The organism is Mesorhizobium sp. BHscii, assembly GCF_053848065.1.
The window spans coordinates 282313-303924 of sequence record NZ_JBSPKW010000002.1 but is presented as its reverse complement, the minus strand read 5'-3'; the positions used below and the strand labels follow the sequence as shown (position 1 = coordinate 303924).

Below are 21612 nucleotides of genomic sequence, written 5' to 3'. Positions count from 1 at the left end.
CCGCGACATTCGTGATTCCGCTTTCTATGCGAGTTCCTTGTCGAGAGCTCTTCCTACGCCGCCCTCTGGTGTTCCATAGCCAGCTCGGCCTCTAGGCTTTCGCTATCCCGGAAGATTGATGCGACAGCCAGTGTTCGCCCGTTGCGCTTGAACCGGAGAAGGCAATCTCTGGTCGCAATGTCGCCCTCGATCTCGACCGCGTCCCAGTGCTCGGCGTGGCCGACATAGTTGATCGAAACATCGTAATGCTGGCTCCAGAAGAAAGGCACGTCGGTATATTTCTCGCGCCGGCCAAGCATGTTGACCGCCGCAGTCTGCCCCTGTCGTTCCGCAACCACCCAATGCTCGACTCGAATGTTCTCGCCGGTGTGAGGATCCGGCCACCGGGCTATGTCGCCAGCCGCGAAGATCCCCGGCACGCTCGTTTCGAGAAAGGCGTTCACGGTCACGCCGCGGTTGAGGCTCAACCCCGCGGTTTCGGCAAGCGCCGTCCGCGGACGCACGCCGATACCGGCGACGACGAAATCCGCAGGCAATGTGCCGCCGCCGTCGAGTTTCACCGTCGCGCCGTCGATTCTGCTCGCATTGTCCTCGAGGTGAAAGACGACGCCGTTTTCCTCATGCAGGGAACGGATGAAGTCACCCATCTGGGCCCCAAGTATCCGTTCCATCGGTCGCTTGTCCGGCGCCACGACGTGAATCTCGATGTCACGGGCGCGAAGCGCCGCCGCTACCTCGAGGCCGATGAAGCTGGCGCCCAGCACGACCGCGCGGCGCGCGGTCCCGGCGCTGTCGATGATCGTCTTGCAATCGGCGAGTGTACGCAGCGTATGAACATGCGGCTGGTCAGCGCCGGGGATGGTCAGGCGAACGGGCTCGGCTCCGGTCGCCAGCAGGAGCCTGTCGAAGGGAATCCTGCTTCCGTCCACGAGCACCAGCTCACTGGAACCGACGTCGATGCCGCTTGCACTCGTCTCGAGACGCAGATCGATCTCGTTCTTCGAATAGAAGTTTTGCGCGCGCAGCGGAATCCAGTCCTCTGAGGCTTTGCCAGCGAGGTAGTCCTTGGAAAGATTGGGGCGATCGACGGGTGGCGCTTTGTCGTCGCTGAGCATGACGATGCTGCCTTGATATCGTTCGCGGCGCAATTTCTCGGCCGCGGCAAAGCCAGCCGCGCCGCCGCCGACGATGACGATCTTATCCGGAGCCTCAGCGGGCCCTTCATCACGCTGCTTCGGGGCGATGCGCTTGAGCTTCTCGCCTAGGAATATCTTGTCTTCTCGCTGTTCCACCGACCAGCACGCGAGCGGACTGAAGGCGGGAGCGCGCACGGCTTCGCCTGTGCGCAAATCGAAGCAAGCGTGATGCCATGGACAACGGACGGTGTCATCGACTACCAACCCATCGACCAGCGGCCCGCCGTAGTGCGTGCACGTCGCGCTGACCGCGAACACCTCGGCCCCGCGGCGCACCAGCAGCACCTGCTCGTCGCCGCATCGACCGACGAGTTTGCTACCGTCGGGGAGATCGCCAAGCGCAATGCCTTTGACGAGATCCGGTCCGTCCTGGCTTTCAGCCATTTTCCTTCTCCTTGACGATCTGATCGAACCAGCCGCTGCGACTGGAGGCACGAACTTCTGTGGTCGGCCGCTTCGGATTCTGTCCTGCCGGCATCCTCCGGCTTTTGCTCCGCGCCGAACTATGTCCTCCGTGGCGGGTCGGGCCGCATTCAACCGATTGTCGAACCGTTCATGGCAGCATGCAAACGAATTTAACCGGCACTTCCGCGCAACTTTTATGCTAACTCAATATCACCGCCACGGTTACAGGATCGCTTGCCCTGTCTTCTTCCAATCCGCGAGAAAAGCTTCGAGCCCCTTGTCGGTGAGCGGGTGCTTGGCAAGATTTCTCAGTACTCCCGGCGGAATAGTGGCGACATCCGCGCCTGCCACCGCTGCTAGCTTGACGTGGAGAGGCGTGCGCATCGAGGACGCGAGGATTTTGGTCTCAAAAGATTTGTCGTTGTCATAGATTGTCCGGATTTCGCGGATCACCTCCATGCCGTCCAGACCGATATCGTCGAGCCTTCCGACGAAGGGAGAAACGTAGGTTGCGCCCGTCTTCGCGGCGAGTAGCGCCTGGTTGGCCGAGAAGCACAGGGTGATGTTGACCTTTCGACCGCGCTCACTGAGCGTCCGGCAGGCCCTGAACCCGTCCCATGTAGACGGCACCTTGACGGCCACGTTGGCGGCAATGTCGGCTAGCCGTTCTCCCTCAGATATCATGCCGTCGAAGTTGGTCGCCGTCACTTCAGCGGACACAGGACCCACAACTGTCTGGCAAATTTCTGCGATCACGTCACGGATTGGCCGGCCGGTTTTGGCGATATGCGATGGGTTGGTCGTCACCCCATCAAGTACTCCCGCCGCAGCGAGCTCTCGGATCTCCAAAATATCGGCTGTATCGACAAAGAACTTCATTTTTCTTCTCTTCGAAAGAGAACCTGTGTCCTTGATGATTGGATGCCGTTCCGCCAGTTCGGTTCCAAAATGATGATTCGTGTTTTAGTCATCGCTGGGCGTCCTATGTCTTTGAGGTAAGTGCAGTGCCGGAGCGTAGTCGATGGCTGAAAAGGTCCCCGAGGAACGAGTGAAAACGAAGCGGGCGTATGAGCGCCCGGCCGACGACGACGGCACGCGGGTGCTTGTTGATCGCCTTTGGCCCCGCGGTCTCAAGAAGACCGATGCTGCGATCGACCATTGGGCAAAAGAGCTCGCGCCGAGCACGGATCTGCGGAAATGGTTTGGACACGATCCGGCCCGCTGGGAAGAATTCCGCCGACGCTATTCGGAGGAGATCCGCCAACGTCGCGAGGAGTTCGACCGATTGCGCGATCTGGCTCGAAAAGGTCCGGTCACGCTTGTCTACGCAGCCCATGACGAGACCCACAACGACGCCGTAGTGCTCAGAGAGATACTGCTGGCGCGCCGGTAAACCAGGCCGCATCCATGTTTCCCAGATGGGCGGTGCGTCATATCTAGTCCTTCTTGAGGCGGGCGAATGCCCCTTCATCACCAACTCGCGTGACGCAGAAGCTCGTCAGCATCCTCATTCCCAGCAATGCGGAGCACTCGTCGCGGCGTTCGCCGATCCAACCTCGCCCTGCAGTATGGTCAGGCGCTCGGCTGTAGGTTCACCGAAGCGTAGCGCGCAGCTACCTATCTGACAAACGAAGTCGATTGACATTTGAATGCAAGTTTTATGCTATGTCGGATGGACATCGAACTCGCGCGCACCTTCATCGAAATCGTTTCTACCGGCAGCTTCATCCGGGCTTCGGAGCGGCTGAATGTCGCTCAAACCACCGTGAGTGCCCGAATCCGCAGCCTCGAGCAACAGCTCGGACGTGCGCTTTTCATTCGACATAAGGGTGGAGCTACGCTCACACCGGCAGGCGAGCAATTTCTTCGCCACGCTCCGATGTTCGTTCAGCTATGGCAGCGTACGCTTCATCAGGTTGCCGTGCCACCGGGTCGTCGCGCTGTTCTAACAGTCGGAAGCGAGGTCAGCCTTTGGCAACCGCTGCTCCTTGATTGGGTCCGATGGATGCGCCAGTCGCTACCGGACATCGCGCTTCGAGTGCACGTCGATGTGCCGCAGGATCTGATTAATCAAGTTGCGTCTGGACTGGTCGACGCTGCGATCATGTACGCCCCGCAGCATCGCCCAGGTCTGAAAATCGACCTGCTCACCGAAGAAAAGCTCGTGCTCGTGACGACCGATCCCGAAGCGCGCCTTCTAGGCGGCTCCGACTATGTGTATACGGATTGGGGGCCCGACTTTGTACTTCACCACGACATGAGTTTTCCGGACGTCGCACCGGATCTTTCTTTTGATCTCGGTCCACTCGCGCTCAGCTATCTCCTTTCAGCCGGAGGCTCCGGCTATGTCAGGATGAGTGCAGTCCAGCATCATATAGCGGAAGGCCGGCTTCACCTCGTTCCCGAGATGCCGCAGTTCTCCTATCCGGTCTACGCTGTGCACTCAGCTAATTCGGATGACACCGTAGTAGGGCCCGCCCTGGCTGGACTGCATTCCATTTCAGAAGGCAGCACCGAATAGGCCATTCGCCTTCCGCGTTCTCCGGTAGAGCGGCGAACAGGACCATAGAAACCTTGTTGTTCCGTTCAGCGCAAAGCCAGCGAGGTACTTCGCCAACAAACGGTTGGGCTATGCACAGGCGGGCTGGATCGAGCAATGAACGTGCACTCACGCGGCAATAACATTCGTTGGACGTGGAACCCTATCCGGCAAACAATCGGGTGTCGGTCGCAGACAATGACATTTTTGACTTGAAAGGGGCGCTGCATGCCACTCCACACGGCTTTCAAGCCCAAGTTCCCAACATTGATAACGCGGATTCCAGCTACGACCGCCCAACCAACGGGACGTCGGCAGGCACGGCTCGTGAGCATCCGCCTGCAACGGGAACTAACCAGGTGCGCGTGCCGTGGAATACCTATCACATACAGGCAGCTGCTCCGATCAATTGCAAATGTATCAGACGCCGACGCAACTCTTGTCAGGGCCGCCCTTGAAAGACTGATGGACGAGGACACGATCGCCGCCAGGCCCTTCGTGGCGGCGTTGGTTATAGGCACACAAGCAGGCGGGCGTCCGGAGCCATGGTTCTTCAGCAAGGCTCGAATGACCGGACGGCTGGCTTCGCTGTCGGATGAACTCGATGCGTTGGCATTCCACGCGAGAGAACTGCAGCGAGCGATTTCGTATTATCGCGCCATGGCGTCGAACTCCGCGGCAGCGCTCAGCGAGCGGCGCCCGGGCGTGGGTAATGAAGGAGCAGTCGAAATGCTGATGGCCAAAGATGTAATGACCCCGGACGTCATCACCGTGGCGTCCGACGCCCCTATTCACGCTGTCGCGGATATCCTCGTCACCCAAGGCATCAGCGGGGTCCCCGTTCTGGACAAGGATGTTCTGGTGGGTATCGTGACCGAAGGGGACCTCCTCCATCGCGCCGAAATCGGCACAGCTCGGCGCCCAGCGTCATGGTGGTCCAGGTTATTCAAGAACAAGGCACTGCTTGCCGCCGCGTACAGCCGCGAGCATTCCAGTCGCGTGGTGGACGTCATGACCAAGAACGTCGTGACCGTAGACGAATTCACGCCGATTGCGGACATCGCGGACTTATTGGCGCAGCGAAGGATAAGGCGGGTGCCCGTGATACGCGGCGGGAAGCTTGTGGGGATAGTCAGTCGCGCCAACATAGTTCGCGCCCTAGCTGTAACCGCGAACCTGCCACGAAGCGCGTGCAAGGCAGATGACGAAACTATCCGCCAGCAGATTCTTTTGGCTTTGCGCGACGAGGCGTGGCCGAGCGGCAGCACGCCCAATTTTACGGTCAAGAACGGCGTGGTCTCCTTCTGGGGCATCGTAGAGTCCGACGCGGAACGCAACGCCCTCCGGGTCCTATGCGAAAACGTTCCAGGTGTCCAAAAAGTCGAGGATCATCGTATGATTCTGAGCTTTCCGACCTTTGCCCTATGATCGGCGCAGGTAGGAAGACACATCCTGCGTCTTGTTATGCTAAAAGGGCCAGGAATTGCGGTCGGATTGGCTCGCGGCCGTCGTGACGAATGCCGCAACGGCGTCCGATCTCCCATCCGCGATTGGAAAGAAGGTGACACAGGAAACGTCCGTCCAGCTTCATACGCCGCTACCTTCCGCTGCTGCGGCGGAGCAGCGGGCAGCAGCGACACGAAGGCTGGCAGCGCTTGGCGAACTCACCGGAGGAATAGCCCACGATTTCCGGAACTTGCTGACAGCTATCGGGTCGGGCCTCAGGCTGGCTGAAAACAACTGGGACGATCCCGCGAAACTGCGCGCGTACCTCGCAGAGACGAAGATCGCGATCGACGGAGGGATCGCGCTGACGTCTCAGCTCCTTGCATTCGCCAGGCATCAGAGCCTGGACCCCCATGTCGGCAACGTGAACGAATATTTGCACACGTTCGAGCCTTTTCTCAGATACGGCGCCGGGCCGGACGCTCGTCTCATCCTGGATCTCACTCCTGACCTGCCGAACTGCCTGCTGGATCCAGCCTTCTTCGACGCGGCCGTTTTAAATCTTGTGACTAACGCCAGAGACGCCATGCCGAACGGAGGCAGGATTGACATCAGCACCAGACAGGTTTCTGGCTCAGAGACACCTGGCATCGACCTCACATCGAGCCACGTTCGCGTCAGGGTCAGAGATGAGGGCTGTGGAATGCCCGCCGACATCATCCGCAAAGTGTTCGATCCATTCTTTACGACGAAAGGTGATCACGGGACGGGGTTCGGGCTTCCGCAGGTGCGCGCGTTCATGGAGATGGTTGGCGGCACGATAGCGATTTCCAGCGAGCCCGAAGCGGGCACGACTGTCGATCTGCTTTTCCCATCTGTCTCGTAAACCAGCTGTTGTCGCGACAGGCTCGGTCGACGGTGCACCGAACGGTTAGTTCGCATAGGCATTCCAGCCCCACCTCGTATTCTCCACCTTCGAACAGGGCTGGCTCGTTCCTCCTCGGCCGTGTTCGAGTCAGACGATCGCTCGGTCCCAGCCGCCGTAGTGCTCTTCGCTGCGCGTTCCTCGGGGCAAGCTCAGGCCTGTCAGCGCCACGCCGATGATCACGGCTGCCGCCGTCCCAATCGGTGTGCCGCCCTCGAACACGAACGGTGATGCTGCGACGGCGAGACCAAACGGCACATTGAGGAAGCGAACGGGTCGCGCCACCTCGGCCATCGCTGTCACCGCGACCATGATGATGAGGCAGCCAAGAACGTGATCGCTGAAATAGAGCGGCGGCTCGGTGCCGAATATTGGCGGCGTCGCCAACAGCAGAATGCCGAGAGCCACGCTCGCCGCCAGCGTCCAGGGGTAGTTGACTCCGCCAATGACGAAATCGCGCAGAAGTCTTGTCGCCGGACGGTCGAGGTCTGGAGCCGGCGTCTGGTTCTCCGATAGCGCCGGTCCGCCTTTCCAGAAAGTGCGCCAGAACGGCTCGCCCGCCTTCGTGGCGCGCCACAGGTACTGGACGGTCGCCAGCACCTCGTCGATCGAATAGGGGATGAGGGCCACCGTCACCGCCGCCTGAACGATACACAGCGTGCACAGCGCCCCGATCAGAAGTGGCTGGATGATGATAAAGAAGACGCTGGTCACTCCGAGCGGGATGATGAGCAGGCCGAACAGGAACACCATCCACGGCATAGTGCGCCAGCGCCTGCGGTCGCCGATCGCGCCGGCCAGGATGTCCAAGGCATAGGCGAAGGCACCGAAGCCGGCGTCGGCGATGGGGAAGCCCTTCGAGACCCAGGAGGTGACCACCGCCTCGCTGCCGTTGGCGACCGGCGCGTCGCCCGAACCGAAGAACGGATCCCATAGCCCGTCGATGTGTCCCATCTGGTAGGCCGCTAGATAGCGCGAGACGAACAGGCCGACGAAGGCGAGCGCCACGATTGGAATGCGCTGGGTGAAGGACGATGGCGAATAGCTCCAGCCCATCGGCCGGTCGTCGTCTGCGGCGAGCGCGCGACGGCTCATTCCGGGTGTCGGCGGGATCATCACCGCGAAGGCGACGATCAGCATGCCGATCAGCGTGTCGATGCCGTAGGCGGCGGCGCTGGTGGTCCAGAAGACGAGCGGCGCGAGCATGATCCACACGCCGACCGCGGCGGTGACCCACTGCACCCAGTTCCAGCGGCGATACATGCCCAGCAGCGCGAAAATGGCGACCAGCAGACCCGATACAATCTCGCTCGCCCCGAGGCGCAGGTTGCGAATATTGGCCTCGTCAATCTCGTGTCCGAGTGCCGGCGGCGGCGCGACGCTCACGGGATCGAACAGTCCAAGAATCATCGGCGACGAAATCAGCCACAGGCCGAGCACGGCGTTCGTCAGCGGTGCCCAGAGCGTCCGATAGCGGTGTTGCTCCAGGCCCGCGTCCACCTCCGCCTCGTTGCGCTCCAGCGGGCCCGCTATCCGCCGCCTCGCCTGCACGAGCTCCGGCCCGGATGCCGCCACCGCGGCAGGGTGCAGCTTGTTCTTCTCGTACCATTCGGTCGGGTCTGCCTTAAGCCGGCGTATCATCTCCGCCAGCGTTTCCCCGAGGCCGTGGCGCGGCTGCCAGCCGAGGAGCCGCCGAGCGCGCGAGGCGTCTATCTCGTAATGGTCGTCGGAGTTCTCGATCATCCACGGCCGGATGTCGGTGTCCTCGTCCAGCACCTCAGTCTGGAACCATGATCCGGCCTTGGTCAAACCCTTAGGCAGTGACAGCGTTCGCCATTCCTCGTCGTGAACGAGCCGTCCGATACGCTTCTGCATCTCCTCATAGGAAAGCGTCTCCTCCTCGCCGACTAGGAGCACCGTCTCATCGGGAAGCTCTGCGCGGCGGTCTACGGTTCGGACCACTGCATCGACGAGATCGTCCCGGTGCAGATAAGGTTGGCCGCTTTCGAGATCGCCCGTGAAGAGATAGGCCGTCGGCCGCCGTTCGAAGATGCGTGCGATCTGCTGCGCGATGAAGGCGGCGCGGCAATCCTCGTCATAGACGCCGGCGAGCCTGAGGATGACGGTCTTGATGTTGCCGCGCTCGCGGGCGATCAGAGCCTCGGTCTCCGCCTTCGATTTTGGGTAGGCCCATGTCGGATCGAGTGGCGACTCCTCGTCGATTCTCACTCCCTTTTCCGGGCTGGGTGCGTGGACGAGCAAGGTGCTGGAGAAGACGAACTGCTCGGTTTCCAGCGCCTTCAGGGCGGAAAGCAGCCGGCGCGTTCCCTGTACCGTGACCGCTTCGTACTTCGGATTGTCTTGGCCCGTCGTGTCGTAATAAGCAGCGAGGTGAATGACGGAGGCGATGCGCCCGTTGCCGCGTTGGCGCACCTCTTCGACCGCCTTCGTGACGCTGTCGTCCGAGGTGAGATCGACGGGGATTGTCTCCGTTTCTTTCGCTGCTTGCCTCGCGTTGAGCAGATCGAAGCCGATGACCCGGTATCGTCCCTTCAATCGATTGGTGATCGCTTGGCCCAGAAAGCCGCTGGACCCCGTGATCAGGACGAAGGGGAGACTTTCATTTATCATAATCTTGCCCCGTCGGGTGCTGCGGATGGCTATCTATCTCGGCTCGCGCCGCGCACTGCGACAACGATCACGGGGCGCCGCCGGCCGGGACCACGGTTTCGAATCCCGTCTGCCGTTCCCTTCACACGAGGAAATCGCCCGTTCAACGTGTCTGAGGGCCTTCTGTCACATCGTCGTCATCGCCCCGCCTCTTTGCGTAAGGCCATAGTGGATCGATTTGAAAGACAATCTTGCCGTTCTCGATCACGAAGCTGTCGGCGCGCTCGACCGCGTCAAAACGCGTGGATTTCGCAGACCAGACCAACAGCGCATACCGCCCGCTCACCTGCTTTGCGGCAACGTGGAACCGCGCCTCCGGCAACTGCCGCCCCAACCGTCCGCCGACCTCCGTAGAGCGTTATGACCCTCGCATCGGAGTTGACCGTCAGGAGAAGCACATCTTCCGAGTAGTTTCGTCGAAGATCCTCGGCTGCAGCGCGGACCAAGCCTAAGGATGATCGCAAAAGTATCTTTCTCACGCTCGGAAAGTATACGTTGGGATTCAATGGCCCATTTAGTGGTACTCATAGCCCTGAAATGGGGCGACCAACATAAACGTCAAATGAATGTTATTGCGCTTTGAATGCAATTTAGTTGCACACCGAGCGGGGCTGGAAAGCGGCTAAATCGCTCGTGCCATTGCGCTGCGATGCCGTGGCTGCGCTCAGCTCATCCGCATTGACCAGGGGTATGATGGATAGATCACCAACTCGTCTTCACGGATGACCGCCCCGGAGGTGAGAACGGCCCTTTCGGCTCGGCCTCCATCCATCAGGTGACAGACGTCCTCTCCGCGCGCAAGAAGGTGGTCCGAAACGATGCGTCGATGGCATCGCCACCATACCGCCTCGGAGCACATCATGGCGCACCTCCGTGCCCTCCCGAAATCGATCAGGATCGCGAGCCCCTTCTGGAACTCTTGCGAGAGGGCGTAGTCGGCATAGTTGTGAAAGCTGCTGTTCCGCCACGCGCCGTTCAACTCGGGCGCCACGGAGTTCGTCTTTCCTCTACGTCCGCCGAGAAGCGGGAGGTGTTCATAGGCGATCTGGAACTCGGCTAGCGATCGGGAGAGTCGATCCTGGTCGAACTGGGGGTTGGTTCGCGAACCTGGGGATCTACGCACATCCGCCACGATGCCGATTTCAGCAACACGAAGGATATCTAGAAACTCATGGAGGCTTCGGTTCGAATGTCCGACCGAAAAGAATGGGTTGGCCATCAACTCCCTCCCGACCTTTGACCTTCCACATTACGCTGGAGCCGAAGGCTATGTTCCCGCGAGCGGCATCCTCGATTGGTTACCTCAGTGAGATGCCCTCGAGACATGATGGGCCGGCCGATCCATCCATCCCGGTGGCTATCGAAGCGTCAGGTACCCTCTCGACTTGGTAGGAGGTCTGCGAGTCGCTCCCGTCTCCTTCCTCGAAGGTTTGCATCCAGGCGTGCGCCTCGGCAGCCGTCCGGGATTGCCGGAGTAAGTTCGGAAGCCCATCGCGCCGCAAGTGGCGCCAGACTCCGCGCAGGGCGGGTACGAATCCTCTCGAATCCGGCGTCGGCCACAGCAGAGCAAATAGCAGATCGACCGAAGCGTCGCCCGGCGTGCCGAATGCAACCGGCCGCTGCAGTGTTGCCAACACAGCCGCGGCAGGTTCCTTGAGACTGGGCGACACTCTACTGCTCTTTAAGCTATCGGCGCCGATCCGCAAACGACGCGGAAGTTTCTCGTCCCGTGAAACTGGCGCGGCGCGCAATACCGCCTGTCGCTGCGGGGCCTACCGCAACGACCTCGACCCATGGCGTCTCTGCAATGTCACTGCCGATCATGGGCATTCGGTCTCCCGTCGACAGTCCGAGCAAAGTGATCCCGAGAGGCGTGGCCACTGATATCTCAGCGGGAGGCCACATTCTGTCATCCGGATGGATCAGGAGTCCGCGTCCTGCCTTGTAGGAGCCTACCGTCCTGTAAGTGACGAAGCGGTCGAGCGAAACTGTGTCTGCCGAGATTGCCTCAGGATCGCGCAATTCCGCACGCTGGAGTTCCTGCAGGATCGGTGCTGCCAGGGGGTGGGACTGTTCCAGGAAGGACTGGGCAATCGCCTGCAGACTATTTCGGTCGCCTGCAGATATGACGACAGGGGGCAAGTCCGGATATGAGAGCATTCCAGCCTCCAAACTGACAAGTATCCATTCCTCCCCGATGCAGTCCTTTTGGATGCCGGCATTCGCTTTCAAAAGAACCGGCCTCCACCCTCGCTCGTGCACCGGCCTCATGCAGCCGAGGGTCCCGGGCCGTCGAAATCGTCTGACCCGGCGGGCACGAGGCGCGGCTCGTTGTAGAGGGCGCCGCGAACCAGCTTCAGCGATGGCTTGCGCTGCGCGGGAGTGGAAGAGCTCGACAAGGCTTCCCTCTCGCGCCGTGCGGCTTCCGGCTGATAGTGCACCTTCTCCAGCACGACACGCTCTTCCCGCCCTTCGTGGTCGGTCACAAGGAAGCCCTGACCCTCTGTGAGGCCGAGGAGGGCCAATCCGCGCGGATTCGTAATCGGCAGGAATAGGCCGACCGACGAGTTCATGCGGTCGTGCGAGAGAATACGCGTGTCGGGCGCTTTCCCGTCGATCCTGAAGGTTACGCGACTACTCAAAGTCGCAACGTTAACGGGAACGTCTTCTCGGAAGACCACCAGGGCGGTCTCGATCTTTCTCTTCAGGATCGGCGCGAGCGGGTCGCCGCTTCCGAGACAGCGGTCGTGCATGACCTCGATGATCGTGAAGTCCTTGGTCGTCAGGATACAGCTTTCATTGGACATCGCAGTTCTCCATCGCTCCGGCCTGGGAGCGGTTGCATTGAAACGAAATGGAGAATCCCCTGGCCGCGCACTGCGGCGCAGGGGCTACGATCCCGCGATGAGGCAGCCTCCGAAGAGCGAGAGGCGGCAAGGGGCCGGGACTTGTATCACGGCGTCGTCCTCAGTTCGGCGGACGCAACAGGACTTGGGATTGTACCCGGTGCCTCCACCGTCTCGACTGTGAGACGGTGGATCCGGCCATCACGCGCAGTCCAGTCGATCGACTGTCCCGCGGAAAGGCCGATAAGCGCCGCGCCGATCGGTGTGAGGATCGAGATCTTGCCCTCGGCGATGTCGGCCTCGCCCGGAAACACCAGTGTCGCGCGCCGGTCTTCTCCCAGGTCGCTGGTGAAGCGAAGGGTGGACCCCATGCGAACGACATCGGCCGGGATGCGTGCGTCTTCGACCACGCGCGCGCGTTCCAACTCTGCCATGAGTACGTCCGCGACATCGGGGGCCCTCACCGCATAGGATTCCGCCAGCAGCCACAGCCGCTCGCGGTCGGAGCGCGTCATTGTGATCGCGGGCTTGCGCTGTCTCTTACTCTCGGGAGCCATCTAGGCCTCCTACTGGTTTCATGCTGCTGCCGGGCACGGCGTGCCCGCAGCCTTGATCGTTGTCTTGGATTATGTCGCTCTGCGGCTAATCCCTGCGTCAGGGAAAGTGGCCTCTGCCCCGCGACCAGGGCGCGACGCGCTGGCCGGGGGTCAGGTGCCCGCGATGGGGCACACCCGCGTAAGGAGAAAAGTAATTCGGTCGGTCAACATGGTATGAAGGTGGGATGGCAATGACGAAAAGTCAAGCTCGGCCACCAAGCTGGACTAAGTCGACGCCCGCTCTTATTGTGATGGTCTCGCCACACGCAAGTTGCGGGCCAAGCAATGTAAACAGCCAACATGGCTGCCCTCCCCGCGAGCTGACGCCAGCCGACATCGAATTTTGCCACGCGAGCAATCCGCTCGCTGGACCCCAGGCCCGCAGCCGTCACAAAACTTCCATGCGACTAGCTCCGTCCTATTGGTTGGCACCGTCCGTGACCGGCGGCCAGTTTGCGTGCATCAGCCGCGGAGGTTCAGGCGTTAACGCCCGCGGTGGACCGTCCGCAGTACCGAGATGCCAGGGCGAGAAGCTGAAGCGTCGCGACGCAGTCGAGTGTCAACGCGCACGGCTCGGCACGACGAGTACATCGCAGGGAACATCATTCAGAATGCGCGAGGCTACGCTACCCAAAAGGGCATGCATCAAGCCGCTTCGTCCGTGCGTGCCTGCGATGACGAGATCGGTATCGGCTTCATTCGTCAGTACCTCGAGTCCGGTCACCGGGTCCCCATGCCGGACAATGACCTCAATCATAGAGACAGCATCCGCGCAGCCACGCCCTGGACGAAAGCCCGGCACTTCTCGACCGCGCTTTCCTCGAACTGGGTGTCGTAAGCTGCCTTGTCGTCCACCAGACCGCGATACGGCGGGTCGAACGCGTGAAACAGCTCAAGACGCCGAAACCCAAACCATCGCAACCCCACCATCAACGCCGGCTTCGACGAGTCCTACAGGTCGGTCGCCACGGCTGCTCGACCCTCCGTCTCCAGCACCCTTCTTCACAACCAGGAGTGGTACCGGCGACGTCCGCGCAAGAGCGTTGACTGTGCTGCCGATCAGTACATGAGCCAAGGGCCGGTCCCGGCTATTCCGGTCTTCGGGCTTTGGCCCTTTTGATTAGATCAGCGCTCACACGACCCGCAATCCTACCATCCTTACCAAGGAGAAGGCCGGATGGCTGTCGGTCCGTTCAACAAAACGCGATTTTAGTCAACATAGCAGCCGATGGGTTATTTCAACGAGTGGATGGCGGCTTAACGGCATTCTGTCCGAGCAGGCACGCTTAGCGGCACAAGAATGCGACACCCTCCCAAATCGAACTGCCTTGAGATGAGTACACATTGTTGATTACAGCCTCCATCGCGCACTCGTGCAGATTCGGGCTTGGCGCCTCCTAACAGCCTTCCGCCTTCAGCGAACGTACCATTCGGACTACAATCGGATCGTAGGGGATCTTCTCGTTGCGGCTATAATTGATGGTGAACAGGGCGGCGCGGTCCCGGCAGACTCTGATGGCCCGCACATACCGGATTTGGCCGTCCTTAACACCGGAGTAGCTGGCCCATTCCGGCGTCACCCGACGATAGGTCAATTGCCAGCCGTTCTTCTCGTCCTCGACCATGCGATGCTCGATCTCGGTCCGAAAACTCGCCTTACCGAGCCGCGCGCCCCAGACAGCAAGAAACGCGTCGTTTTTGCCCTCAAACGCTGCTCCCTCATCCGAACGCTGCGTCAGCACAAACCCGGGTGGAACATCGAACGCGAAGCCAAAGTGCCTGAAGCCAATGGGCAGCCAGGTCTGAGCATGGAGCAACGCGGTGGGGATCATGATGAAGGTTAGAATGAGCGGGAAACGTGTGACTTGTCTCATTAGCGTGGCCTCGATTATGGCCGGTAGCCCGCGCCAACCTTCAGGCGCGGGCCGGCCGGCCTCTGGCGGGCCAGCCATCCGCGGCTACTTGCCGGTGGCCGGCGGACTAAGTTTCAAACCGGATTGACCGATCTTCGTTCCATGACGATCTTGGAATATTAGCCGTATCTTCAGCAGTTGATCGCAACTCCGATCAAGGCCTGGAGGTCGACGTGTGCTTGCAGCCGGAGCCGTCGCAGTCAAGGCACGCAGTTCGCCCTCACCAGCAACGTACCGTATTTCGCCCAAAGGTGCTCGCACTGCTGTGTTCTCAAAGCTTGGAAATCATGGCGGAGCGAACGTCCAACATCGACGCGTTCGCGACAATCTGAATTGCTGCCCTAACTGGCGGTGATCGATCGCAGCTTCTTTCTTGTTCACCGTGTCAAACACGCCAAGGATCCGCGCTTCGTCATTGCGTGAGGCCAACTCTGAAATCATCGGGGACCTGAGCCAAATCCGACCCATTGGTCGACCATTCCCCGTGAGGTCCCTTGCCAAGCAGCGGCGCGTCGCGACAGCGGCATCAGTAGTCGCTGCGGCCCGCGGCCACCGCGGAGATACTCTGCACCCGCAAGACGACGCCAGGATTGTCGGAAAATGGGCCCGTGCTCTGCGCCATCTTCCGACGTTAGCGCAAATCGCGGCAGGGTTGGCCAGATGCGGTATTCGCTGGACTTTGACGATAGATGTAGCTGACCGCTGGTTCGGGGCACAGGAAGCCTGAGCCATCGATCTCACGAGACTGACCAGTTGGGGTTCATCGATCAGGGCCGCAGCGTCGGCTGGCGAGAGCCAGGCGCGTTGCCGCTGGGAACGCTCATTCCAGTCAGGCTGCACATCGACGACCGATAGCAGATAAACCTTGACGGTTACCCGCACGAAGTGACCGGAAAGGCGCTTCCAATAGCCGTAGACGTCCAGTGGCTCCTTCAATGCCTCGCCAACAACGCCGGCCTCTTCCCATGCTTCGGCGACTGCTGTCTTCCTTCCGCTTATGCCGTTCATCGGCCAGCCTTTCGGCACGATGAAGCGGTTGGTCGTCTTGGAGGTGATCAGCATCACCTCTACGTGCCGTGGCCGTCAAGCCGGAGCGGAACTGCCGCATCTGCCTGATCGGTTTACCCTTCTTCGCCCCGCGGACGATCCGCTTTTCCTTGACCATCAAATCGTGAATCTCATTGGACGCGCCTGACGTAACATCGAGGGTCCATTGCGGGAGGATCTATGGGCAGCCCTGTTCCTGCCGCTACCGCCTCGATTTGCAAATCGGCACAAAAGCTCCCAATCTGGTTGTCGCCGCAGCAAAGCTTGATACTTGTTAGACGGCGAAACAATGGGAGGAAATTCGCACATGAACAAGACCTATGTCCGTCTGGCGGCAACGGCTGTAATGCTCGTCTCTGCCGCCACCTCGGCTTACGCTGACAGCCTCACCCTCTATTGCGCCGCCGAGGAGGCCTGGTGCCAGCAGATCAAGACTACCTTCGAGGAAAAGACCGGCATCACCGTCGACATGACCCGCAAGAGCTCCGGCGAGACATACGCCCAGTTGCGCGCCGAGGCCGGAAACCCGAAGGGCGACGTCTGGTGGGGCGGAACCGGCGATCCTCATCTCCAGGCGGCCGAAGAAGGACTGACTGTGGAATATACGTCCCCAATGCGGGGCGAACTGCACGACTGGGCGATCAAGCAGGCGCAAGCCGCCAACAACAAGACGATCGGCGTCTACTCCGGTGCGCTCGGCTTCGGTTACAACAAGGATCTGTTGGCCAAGAGCAATCTGCCGGAGCCGAAATGCTGGGCCGATCTGACCAAGCCGGAATACAAGGGCCACATCCAGATGGCCAACCCGAACTCATCGGGCACCGCCTATACGATGCTCGCCACGATGGTTCAGCTCATGGGGGAGGAAAAGGGTTTTGAATACCTGAAGGCCCTCCACGCCAACATCAACCAGTACACCAAGTCGGGCTCCGCTCCGATTAAGGCCGCGGGTCTTGGCGAAACGACCATCGGCATCGTTTTCATGCATGACGCGGTGGCGCAGACGGCAGCCGGCTTCCCGATCGTCACGGTGGCGCCGTGCGAAGGCACCGGCTATGAAATCGGCTCGATGTCGCTGATCAAGGGCGCCCGCAACCCGGAAGCAGCAAGGCAGTTCTACGACTGGGCGCTGACCGCCGAGATGCAGTCGAAGGCGAAGGACGTGAAGTCGTTCCAGTTGCCTTCGAATAAGAACGCCACCGCGTCCGACCTGTCGCCCGACCTGTCGACCATCAAGCTCATCGACTACGACTTCAAGAAGTATGGATCGAGCGCCGAGCGCAAGCGTCTGCTGCAGAAGTGGGATACGGAGGTCTCGACCCTGCCGCAGTAATCATGCGCGTCCGCACTGCCACGAGCGCGCTTCACCCGACCGTCGTCCTGTGGACGGCGGTCGGATTGGTCGGCTATGCACTGCTGCCTTGGTATGGGCTGGAAAGCAACTTCTTTACCTTGTCCTGGCTGTTGGACGGCTATCCGCATGACGATGACGTCGCGCCGGCGCTTTTCCTTGTGCTGCAAGGCGAGAAACTCTGGCTTGCACCCCTCGGGCCGCTGCTTCTCGCGCCGCTCCTGCTATGGGGGCGAAGGAAGTCCGACCCTTTCTTTGGGAATTTGCTAATCGTCGTCGGCGCGACCGGCGTCGCCTACTTCCTGCTTCAAGGTTTCGGCATTGGTCTGCGTGGTTTCCAGTGGCAATGGTTGACCTGGTTCGTTGGCGAGCTCGACGACCGCCAGTTCGGCATGGGCTGGGGAGCACTGCTCGTAAGCGGCGCGTTCCTGTTCCTGTTCACCCTAGGGCTTGCGGCGCGCGGCGCGGTGGCCGGCGACGAGTTCGTCGTCGGCTCGATCGGCTTCGTCGTCGCCGTGGTCACCATCTTCATCTTCATGCCGATCGGTCAAATGCTGGGGAGCGCACTGCTCACACAAGAGGGCGACTATTCGCTTCCCATCTTTCTCGCAAAACTCTCCAGCGACCGGCTCTGGAATCTCGGCTGCCTTTTCGGCGGTCCGCGCTGCGGCGTCGCCTGGAATTCGCTGTTTCTCGCCATTCTGGTCGGCGTGATGACCACCGCACTCGGCCTGGTCTTTGCCCTGGTAGTGACGCGTACTGGCTTTCGCTACGGCGCGCTGTTGCGGGCGCTGACCGTGCTGCCGATCATCACACCACCCTTCGTCATCGGCCTCGCCATCATTCTTCTGTTCGGCCTCTCGGGCGCCATCAACCTGGGGTTCGCCGAGCTAATCGGCGTCAGTCCGACGCGATGGATCTATGGACTGCCTGGCCTGCTCATGGCCCAGGTGCTCGCCTTCACGCCGATCGCTTTTCTGGTGATGATCGGAGTGGTCGAGGGCGTCAGCCCCTCCATGGAGGAGGCCGCCCAGACCCTGCGCGCCAATCGCTGGCAGACCTTCATCACCGTGTCTCTACCTTTGATGCGGCCGGGTCTAGCCAACGCCTTTCTGCTCGGCTTTATCGAGAGCATGGCTGACTTCGGCAATCCGCTGGTGCTCGGCGGCAATTTTGACGTTCTGTCCACCGAGATCTTCTTCGCGATTGTCGGCGCACAATACGACCAGGCGCAGGCGGCGATCCTCGCCCTCGTACTCCTGTTCTTTACCCTTGGGGCTTTCTACGCCCAGCGATTCTGGCTCGGCAAAAAGTCCTACACGACCGTTTCCGGAAAAGGCGACGCCGGCGTCCACCCGCTTCTACCGGCAACATTCCGCAACCTCGTCGTCGCGGTAGCCGCTGTCTGGACGCTTTTTACCTTGCTGATTTATGCGACGATCTTCTACGGCAGCTTCGTCAAGCTGTGGGGCGTCGATTTCTCTCTGACCTTTGAACACTACGTGAAGGCGTTCTCCATCGGGTGGAACGAGTTCGGCGTCCACTGGCGCGGCTCGGCCTGGAGTTCGTTCTGGACGACCATGGAAATAGCTTTGATCGCCGCGCCGCTGACCGCGGCCATCGGACTCTTGACCGCCTATTTGCTGGTCCGCCAGAATTTTGCCGGCAAAGACGCTTTCGAGTTCGCAACGATGCTGTCCTTCGCCATTCCCGGCACTGTGATCGGCGTATCCTATGTGATCGCGTTCAACGTGCCGCCGATCGAGCTCACCGGCACCGGCATTATCCTGGTGCTCTCCTTCATCTTCCGCAACATGCCGGTCGGGGTTCGCGCGGGTGTCGCGTCGATGTCGCAGATCGACCGCAGCCTTGACGAGTCCTCCCTGACTCTCGGCGCTAACTCCTGGCAAACCTTCCGCAAGGTGGTGCTGCCGCTGCTGCGGCCGGCCATCCTTGCCGCGCTGGTTTATTCCTTCGTTCGCGCAATGACCGCCATCAGCGCCATTATCTTTCTGGTCAGCGCCCAGTACGACATGTCGACCAGCTACATCGTCGGCCGCGTCGAGAATAACGAATACGGCATCGCCATCGCTTATTCCGCCGTCCTGATCGGTGTCATGCTAGCGGTGATCGGCCTGATGCAGCTTGCTGTTGGCAGCCGCATGATCGGCCGGCGCGGTCTCGACGGCGATCTGGCGAAGTCGCGCACCAATGTCAGCCAGTCAGTGGTGGCGCGTCCACAGCCGGCGATCTCGGGAGGCGGATGATGGCCGAAATTCGCAGCAACGCCGCCTCAGTCGAATTCAGGAACGTCACCAAGATCTACGGCAAGAGCAAGGCGCCCGCCGTCAATGGCGTCTCGCTGTTCATCGAGGCCGGGAAGCTGGTCACCCTCCTTGGACCGTCGGGCTGCGGCAAGACGACCACCTTGCGCATGATCGCTGGACTGGAAATGGTAACGGGCGGCCAGATCCTGATCGGGGGCGCCGACGTCACCCGTTTGCCGGCTACCGATCGTGATGTGTCCATGGTGTTTCAATCTTACGCGCTTTTCCCGCACATGACCGTGACCCAGAACGTCGAATACGGCCTGGGCTTTTCCGGCTTCGGGAGGAAGGAGACGGCCGAGAGGGCCAGAGCAGGGCTTGAGCTGGTCCGACTCTCCAACTTCGGCGACCGCCTGCCGAGCCAGCTTTCGGGTGGACAGCAACAGCGAGTGGCGGTAGCGCGGGCGCTGGTTCTGGAGCCGCAGGTGCTGCTCTTCGACGAGCCTTTGTCGAACCTGGATGCCAAGCTGCGCCGGCGCGTGCGCGAGGAGATCCGCGAGATTCAGCAGAAACTCGGCCTGACGGTCGTCTATGTCACCCATGACCAGGAGGAAGCGCTCGCCGTCTCCGATCGCATCATTGTCATGAACAATGCGGTGATTGCTCAGGACGGCACGCCACGCGAGCTCTACGAGCAGCCCGCAAATGCTTTCGTGGCCGACTTCATCGGCGAAGCCAACATGTTCCAATGCGAGGTGGTGTCGGTCGAGGGCGACAGCGCCACCGTGCAGCTGGGATCCGCTGTCCTGAAGCTGCCGGCTCGCGGCCGCAAACCGGGGCCAGCCAAGCTGGCGGCGAGACCGAGCCGCCTCGAGATTGGTGAACCGAATGCTCCCGGCACTTTGCCCGGCACACTTGAAAAAGTGACCTATGTCGGCAGCCACCTCGAATTCGTAGTCGCCACGCAATTCGGCGAAGTCTTCGTGATCTCGCCGGATGTTGACACGGCGTTTCGAGCGGGGCAGCCGGTAAGCATCGGCTTTCCCGAACGCGGGCCCGTGCTGATCACAGACTGAACGCCTCTTTGCAAAGCGCGTGGACCTTGTCGAACACGCCCTTACCGCCCGCGATGACCAGTGTTCCTTCCTCCAGGACCGTTTTCGGATCGGCCGGGACGACCAATCCGCCGGCCTCTTCGACCAGAAGCATGCCTGCGAGGCAGTCCCAAGCGTTCATATGCTCCTCGACATAGGCGAGCAGCCTGCCCGACGCGACGTAGGCAAGCATAAGCGCGCCGGATGCATTGCGGAAAAAGACGCCGCCCTCCTGAAGCAGGAGATCGATCAGTTTGGCGACGGCACGAGCTTCACGCCGATTTGAGAAGCCGGTTCCGACCGAGCCTTGCATCAGACTCGTCGTCGGACTTGTCTTTATGGGCCGCTCGTTGAGGAAAGCTCCGCCGCCGCGTCGTCCATAAAAAGTCTCGCCGGTAGACGGTTCATGGATAACGCCCACGACCGTCACCCCCTCCTTGACGCAGGCGATGACGACGGTCCAGGCTGGGATGCCGCGCAGGAAATTGGCAGTGCCGTCGATCGGATCTATCACCCAGGTGTAACCCGATCCGCCCGCTAGTGCGGCGTGTTCCTCTCCGATAACGCCGTCTTCCGGGTACTGAGTCGCAAGCTCCTGGCGGATAAACGTCTCGACATTCCGGTCGGCCTCGGAAACCAGGTCCTGATGACCCTTGCTCTCGATTGTGAGCGTCTCCAGTTGTCGGAAATATTGGAGGCCGAGCTCGCCGCCGCGCCGCGCCAACGCAGTCGCAAACAGCATCCGATCGTTATTGCCACCGGCCATGGGCACTCGCTCTTTGTTGATCCACCTCTTGTCAAAGCAGATGTCATCGCCTTCCGCTGATCAGGATCATTCACGCAGGTAATTGTGTCATTGTTTCTGCTTCCGTTCGTTCCGTCAGCCGTTTGTATTGATCGCCGATTTTTCGGGGGAAAGCTTGAGTTTAACCCTCGCGTGGATGACCTCGTATCCCGGCCACTCGAAAGTGAAGAAATGTCCAGGGAACGGTTGATCCCCCTGCGCGAAATCGGCGCATCCAGTAGCTCGCAGAGCAAGAGCGTGCCGACACCGCGCCGTGCGACGAAAGCAATATCACCGTCGGATGGAGCGAAACACGGCCCGTACTTTGAGTTCTTGGGCATCGCACGGTCCCATCCGCGGACACTCTCATGTGGATTAGCGAAGCAGGAGTAAGCGACTCGTTCGAAATCGGCGGGTGGAAGGAAGCCTGTTGCGGAGCGGTCATTCTCGCCAAGGTGCTCATCCACTTGGACGGGCTGCGGCCAGCAGGCCAGCCGCTTCAATTGCCTCGGCCTCAGAGCTCGACCAAATGG

The 21612-nt window shown here is 60.7% G+C and carries 17 protein-coding genes; 7 read left to right on the top strand and 10 right to left on the bottom strand.

Annotated features, from left to right (window positions below; genetic code table 11):
- Positions 1 to 53: 53 nt before the first annotated feature.
- Together ACWTU7_RS04240 and fsa are read right to left on the bottom strand one after the other, a co-directional pair.
- Positions 54 to 1580, bottom strand: coding sequence for an FAD-dependent oxidoreductase (locus tag ACWTU7_RS04240; RefSeq protein WP_455837782.1), 1527 nt, complete (start codon positions 1578 to 1580; stop codon positions 54 to 56).
- A gap of 243 nt (positions 1581 to 1823) precedes the next feature.
- On the bottom strand, positions 1824 to 2480 hold the full coding sequence (gene fsa / locus ACWTU7_RS04235; RefSeq protein WP_455837783.1) for a fructose-6-phosphate aldolase: 657 nt from the start codon (positions 2478 to 2480) through the stop codon (positions 1824 to 1826).
- 142 nt (positions 2481 to 2622) lie between these two features.
- On the opposite strand from fsa, the gene ACWTU7_RS04230 reads away from it, so the two are divergent.
- From ACWTU7_RS04230 to ACWTU7_RS04215, 4 genes are all read left to right on the top strand, one after another.
- Positions 2623 to 2994, top strand: coding sequence for a DUF488 domain-containing protein (locus ACWTU7_RS04230; protein WP_455837784.1), 372 nt, complete (start codon positions 2623 to 2625; stop codon positions 2992 to 2994).
- A 279-nt stretch (positions 2995 to 3273) separates the two neighbouring features.
- Positions 3274 to 4122, top strand: coding sequence for a LysR family transcriptional regulator (locus ACWTU7_RS04225; protein ID WP_455837785.1), 849 nt, complete (start codon positions 3274 to 3276; stop codon positions 4120 to 4122).
- Positions 4123 to 4605: 483 nt separating this feature from the next.
- Entirely contained in the window at positions 4606 to 5568 is a 963-nt protein-coding gene (locus tag ACWTU7_RS04220) for a CBS domain-containing protein (RefSeq protein ID WP_455837786.1), read from the top strand.
- A gap of 133 nt (positions 5569 to 5701) precedes the next feature.
- Positions 5702 to 6472 carry a sensor histidine kinase gene (locus tag ACWTU7_RS04215; protein WP_455837787.1) on the top strand — a complete coding sequence of 257 codons (771 nt, stop codon included), beginning with the start codon at positions 5702 to 5704 and terminating at the stop codon, positions 6470 to 6472.
- A gap of 129 nt (positions 6473 to 6601) precedes the next feature.
- Here ACWTU7_RS04215 and ACWTU7_RS04210 read toward each other — a convergent pair whose 3' ends face one another.
- From ACWTU7_RS04210 to ACWTU7_RS04180, 7 genes are all read right to left on the bottom strand, one after another.
- Positions 6602 to 9142, bottom strand: a complete 2541-nt coding sequence (locus ACWTU7_RS04210; RefSeq protein ID WP_455837788.1) for an NAD-dependent epimerase/dehydratase family protein — start codon at positions 9140 to 9142, stop codon at positions 6602 to 6604.
- A 703-nt stretch (positions 9143 to 9845) separates the two neighbouring features.
- Entirely contained in the window at positions 9846 to 10400 is a 555-nt protein-coding gene (locus tag ACWTU7_RS04205) for a DUF488 domain-containing protein (RefSeq protein WP_455837790.1), read from the bottom strand.
- A 1048-nt stretch (positions 10401 to 11448) separates the two neighbouring features.
- Positions 11449 to 11988: a nucleoside-diphosphate kinase gene (locus ACWTU7_RS04200; protein WP_455837791.1), complete on the bottom strand. Its 540-nt coding sequence runs from the start codon at positions 11986 to 11988 to the stop codon at positions 11449 to 11451.
- A 146-nt stretch (positions 11989 to 12134) separates the two neighbouring features.
- Positions 12135 to 12584, bottom strand: a complete 450-nt coding sequence (rnk, locus tag ACWTU7_RS04195; protein WP_455837792.1) for a nucleoside diphosphate kinase regulator — start codon at positions 12582 to 12584, stop codon at positions 12135 to 12137.
- 598 nt (positions 12585 to 13182) lie between these two features.
- Positions 13183 to 13380, bottom strand: coding sequence for a universal stress protein (locus ACWTU7_RS04190; protein ID WP_455837793.1), 198 nt, complete (start codon positions 13378 to 13380; stop codon positions 13183 to 13185).
- A complete protein-coding gene (locus ACWTU7_RS04185; RefSeq protein ID WP_455837794.1) occupies positions 13377 to 13556 on the bottom strand; it encodes a hypothetical protein in 180 nt (59 codons plus the stop codon). The genes ACWTU7_RS04190 and ACWTU7_RS04185 overlap by 4 nt, the downstream gene beginning before the upstream one ends.
- Positions 13557 to 14020: 464 nt before the next feature.
- On the bottom strand, positions 14021 to 14497 hold the full coding sequence (locus ACWTU7_RS04180) for a hypothetical protein (protein WP_455837795.1): 477 nt from the start codon (positions 14495 to 14497) through the stop codon (positions 14021 to 14023).
- 1393 nt (positions 14498 to 15890) lie between these two features.
- Between ACWTU7_RS04180 and ACWTU7_RS04175 the strand changes: the two genes are divergently transcribed.
- The 3 genes from ACWTU7_RS04175 to ACWTU7_RS04165 are packed head-to-tail and all read left to right on the top strand — an operon-like array spanning position 15891 to position 20277.
- Positions 15891 to 16916: an ABC transporter substrate-binding protein gene (locus ACWTU7_RS04175; RefSeq protein ID WP_455837796.1), complete on the top strand. Its 1026-nt coding sequence runs from the start codon at positions 15891 to 15893 to the stop codon at positions 16914 to 16916.
- A gap of 2 nt (positions 16917 to 16918) precedes the next feature.
- On the top strand, positions 16919 to 19201 hold the full coding sequence (locus ACWTU7_RS04170) for an ABC transporter permease (RefSeq protein WP_455837797.1): 2283 nt from the start codon (positions 16919 to 16921) through the stop codon (positions 19199 to 19201).
- Positions 19201 to 20277 (top strand): ABC transporter ATP-binding protein, encoded by a 1077-nt coding sequence (locus ACWTU7_RS04165; RefSeq protein WP_455837995.1) that lies wholly within the window; start codon positions 19201 to 19203, stop codon positions 20275 to 20277. Before ACWTU7_RS04170 ends, ACWTU7_RS04165 begins: the two co-directional genes overlap by 1 nt.
- Here the strand turns inward: ACWTU7_RS04165 and ACWTU7_RS04160 are convergent.
- Complete coding sequence (locus tag ACWTU7_RS04160) at positions 20267 to 21061, bottom strand: inositol monophosphatase family protein (RefSeq protein WP_455837798.1); 795 nt, start codon at positions 21059 to 21061, stop codon at positions 20267 to 20269. The two genes, ACWTU7_RS04165 and ACWTU7_RS04160, sit on opposite strands and share 11 nt — an antisense overlap.
- Positions 21062 to 21612: the final 551 nt, after the last annotated feature.

What these genes read in the sequence shown, in the direction of transcription:
- ACWTU7_RS04205 (WP_455837790.1), bottom strand. Translation starts at nt 10,400, where the DNA reads ATGGCCAACCCATTCTTTTCGGTCGGACATTCGAACCGAAGCCTCCAT.
- ACWTU7_RS04200 (WP_455837791.1), bottom strand. Translation starts at nt 11,988, where the DNA reads ATGTCCAATGAAAGCTGTATCCTGACGACCAAGGACTTCACGATCATC.
- rnk (WP_455837792.1), bottom strand. Translation starts at nt 12,584, where the DNA reads ATGGCTCCCGAGAGTAAGAGACAGCGCAAGCCCGCGATCACAATGACG.
- ACWTU7_RS04170 (WP_455837797.1), top strand. Translation starts at nt 16,919, where the DNA reads ATGCGCGTCCGCACTGCCACGAGCGCGCTTCACCCGACCGTCGTCCTG.
- ACWTU7_RS04220 (WP_455837786.1), top strand. Translation starts at nt 4,606, where the DNA reads ATGGACGAGGACACGATCGCCGCCAGGCCCTTCGTGGCGGCGTTGGTT.
- fsa (WP_455837783.1), bottom strand. Translation starts at nt 2,480, where the DNA reads ATGAAGTTCTTTGTCGATACAGCCGATATTTTGGAGATCCGAGAGCTC.
- ACWTU7_RS04240 (WP_455837782.1), bottom strand. Translation starts at nt 1,580, where the DNA reads ATGGCTGAAAGCCAGGACGGACCGGATCTCGTCAAAGGCATTGCGCTT.
- ACWTU7_RS04160 (WP_455837798.1), bottom strand. Translation starts at nt 21,061, where the DNA reads ATGGCCGGTGGCAATAACGATCGGATGCTGTTTGCGACTGCGTTGGCG.
- ACWTU7_RS04230 (WP_455837784.1), top strand. Translation starts at nt 2,623, where the DNA reads ATGGCTGAAAAGGTCCCCGAGGAACGAGTGAAAACGAAGCGGGCGTAT.
- ACWTU7_RS04165 (WP_455837995.1), top strand. Translation starts at nt 19,201, where the DNA reads ATGGCCGAAATTCGCAGCAACGCCGCCTCAGTCGAATTCAGGAACGTC.
- ACWTU7_RS04180 (WP_455837795.1), bottom strand. Translation starts at nt 14,497, where the DNA reads ATGAGACAAGTCACACGTTTCCCGCTCATTCTAACCTTCATCATGATC.
- ACWTU7_RS04190 (WP_455837793.1), bottom strand. Translation starts at nt 13,380, where the DNA reads ATGATTGAGGTCATTGTCCGGCATGGGGACCCGGTGACCGGACTCGAG.
- ACWTU7_RS04175 (WP_455837796.1), top strand. Translation starts at nt 15,891, where the DNA reads ATGAACAAGACCTATGTCCGTCTGGCGGCAACGGCTGTAATGCTCGTC.
- ACWTU7_RS04225 (WP_455837785.1), top strand. Translation starts at nt 3,274, where the DNA reads ATGGACATCGAACTCGCGCGCACCTTCATCGAAATCGTTTCTACCGGC.
- ACWTU7_RS04210 (WP_455837788.1), bottom strand. Translation starts at nt 9,142, where the DNA reads ATGATAAATGAAAGTCTCCCCTTCGTCCTGATCACGGGGTCCAGCGGC.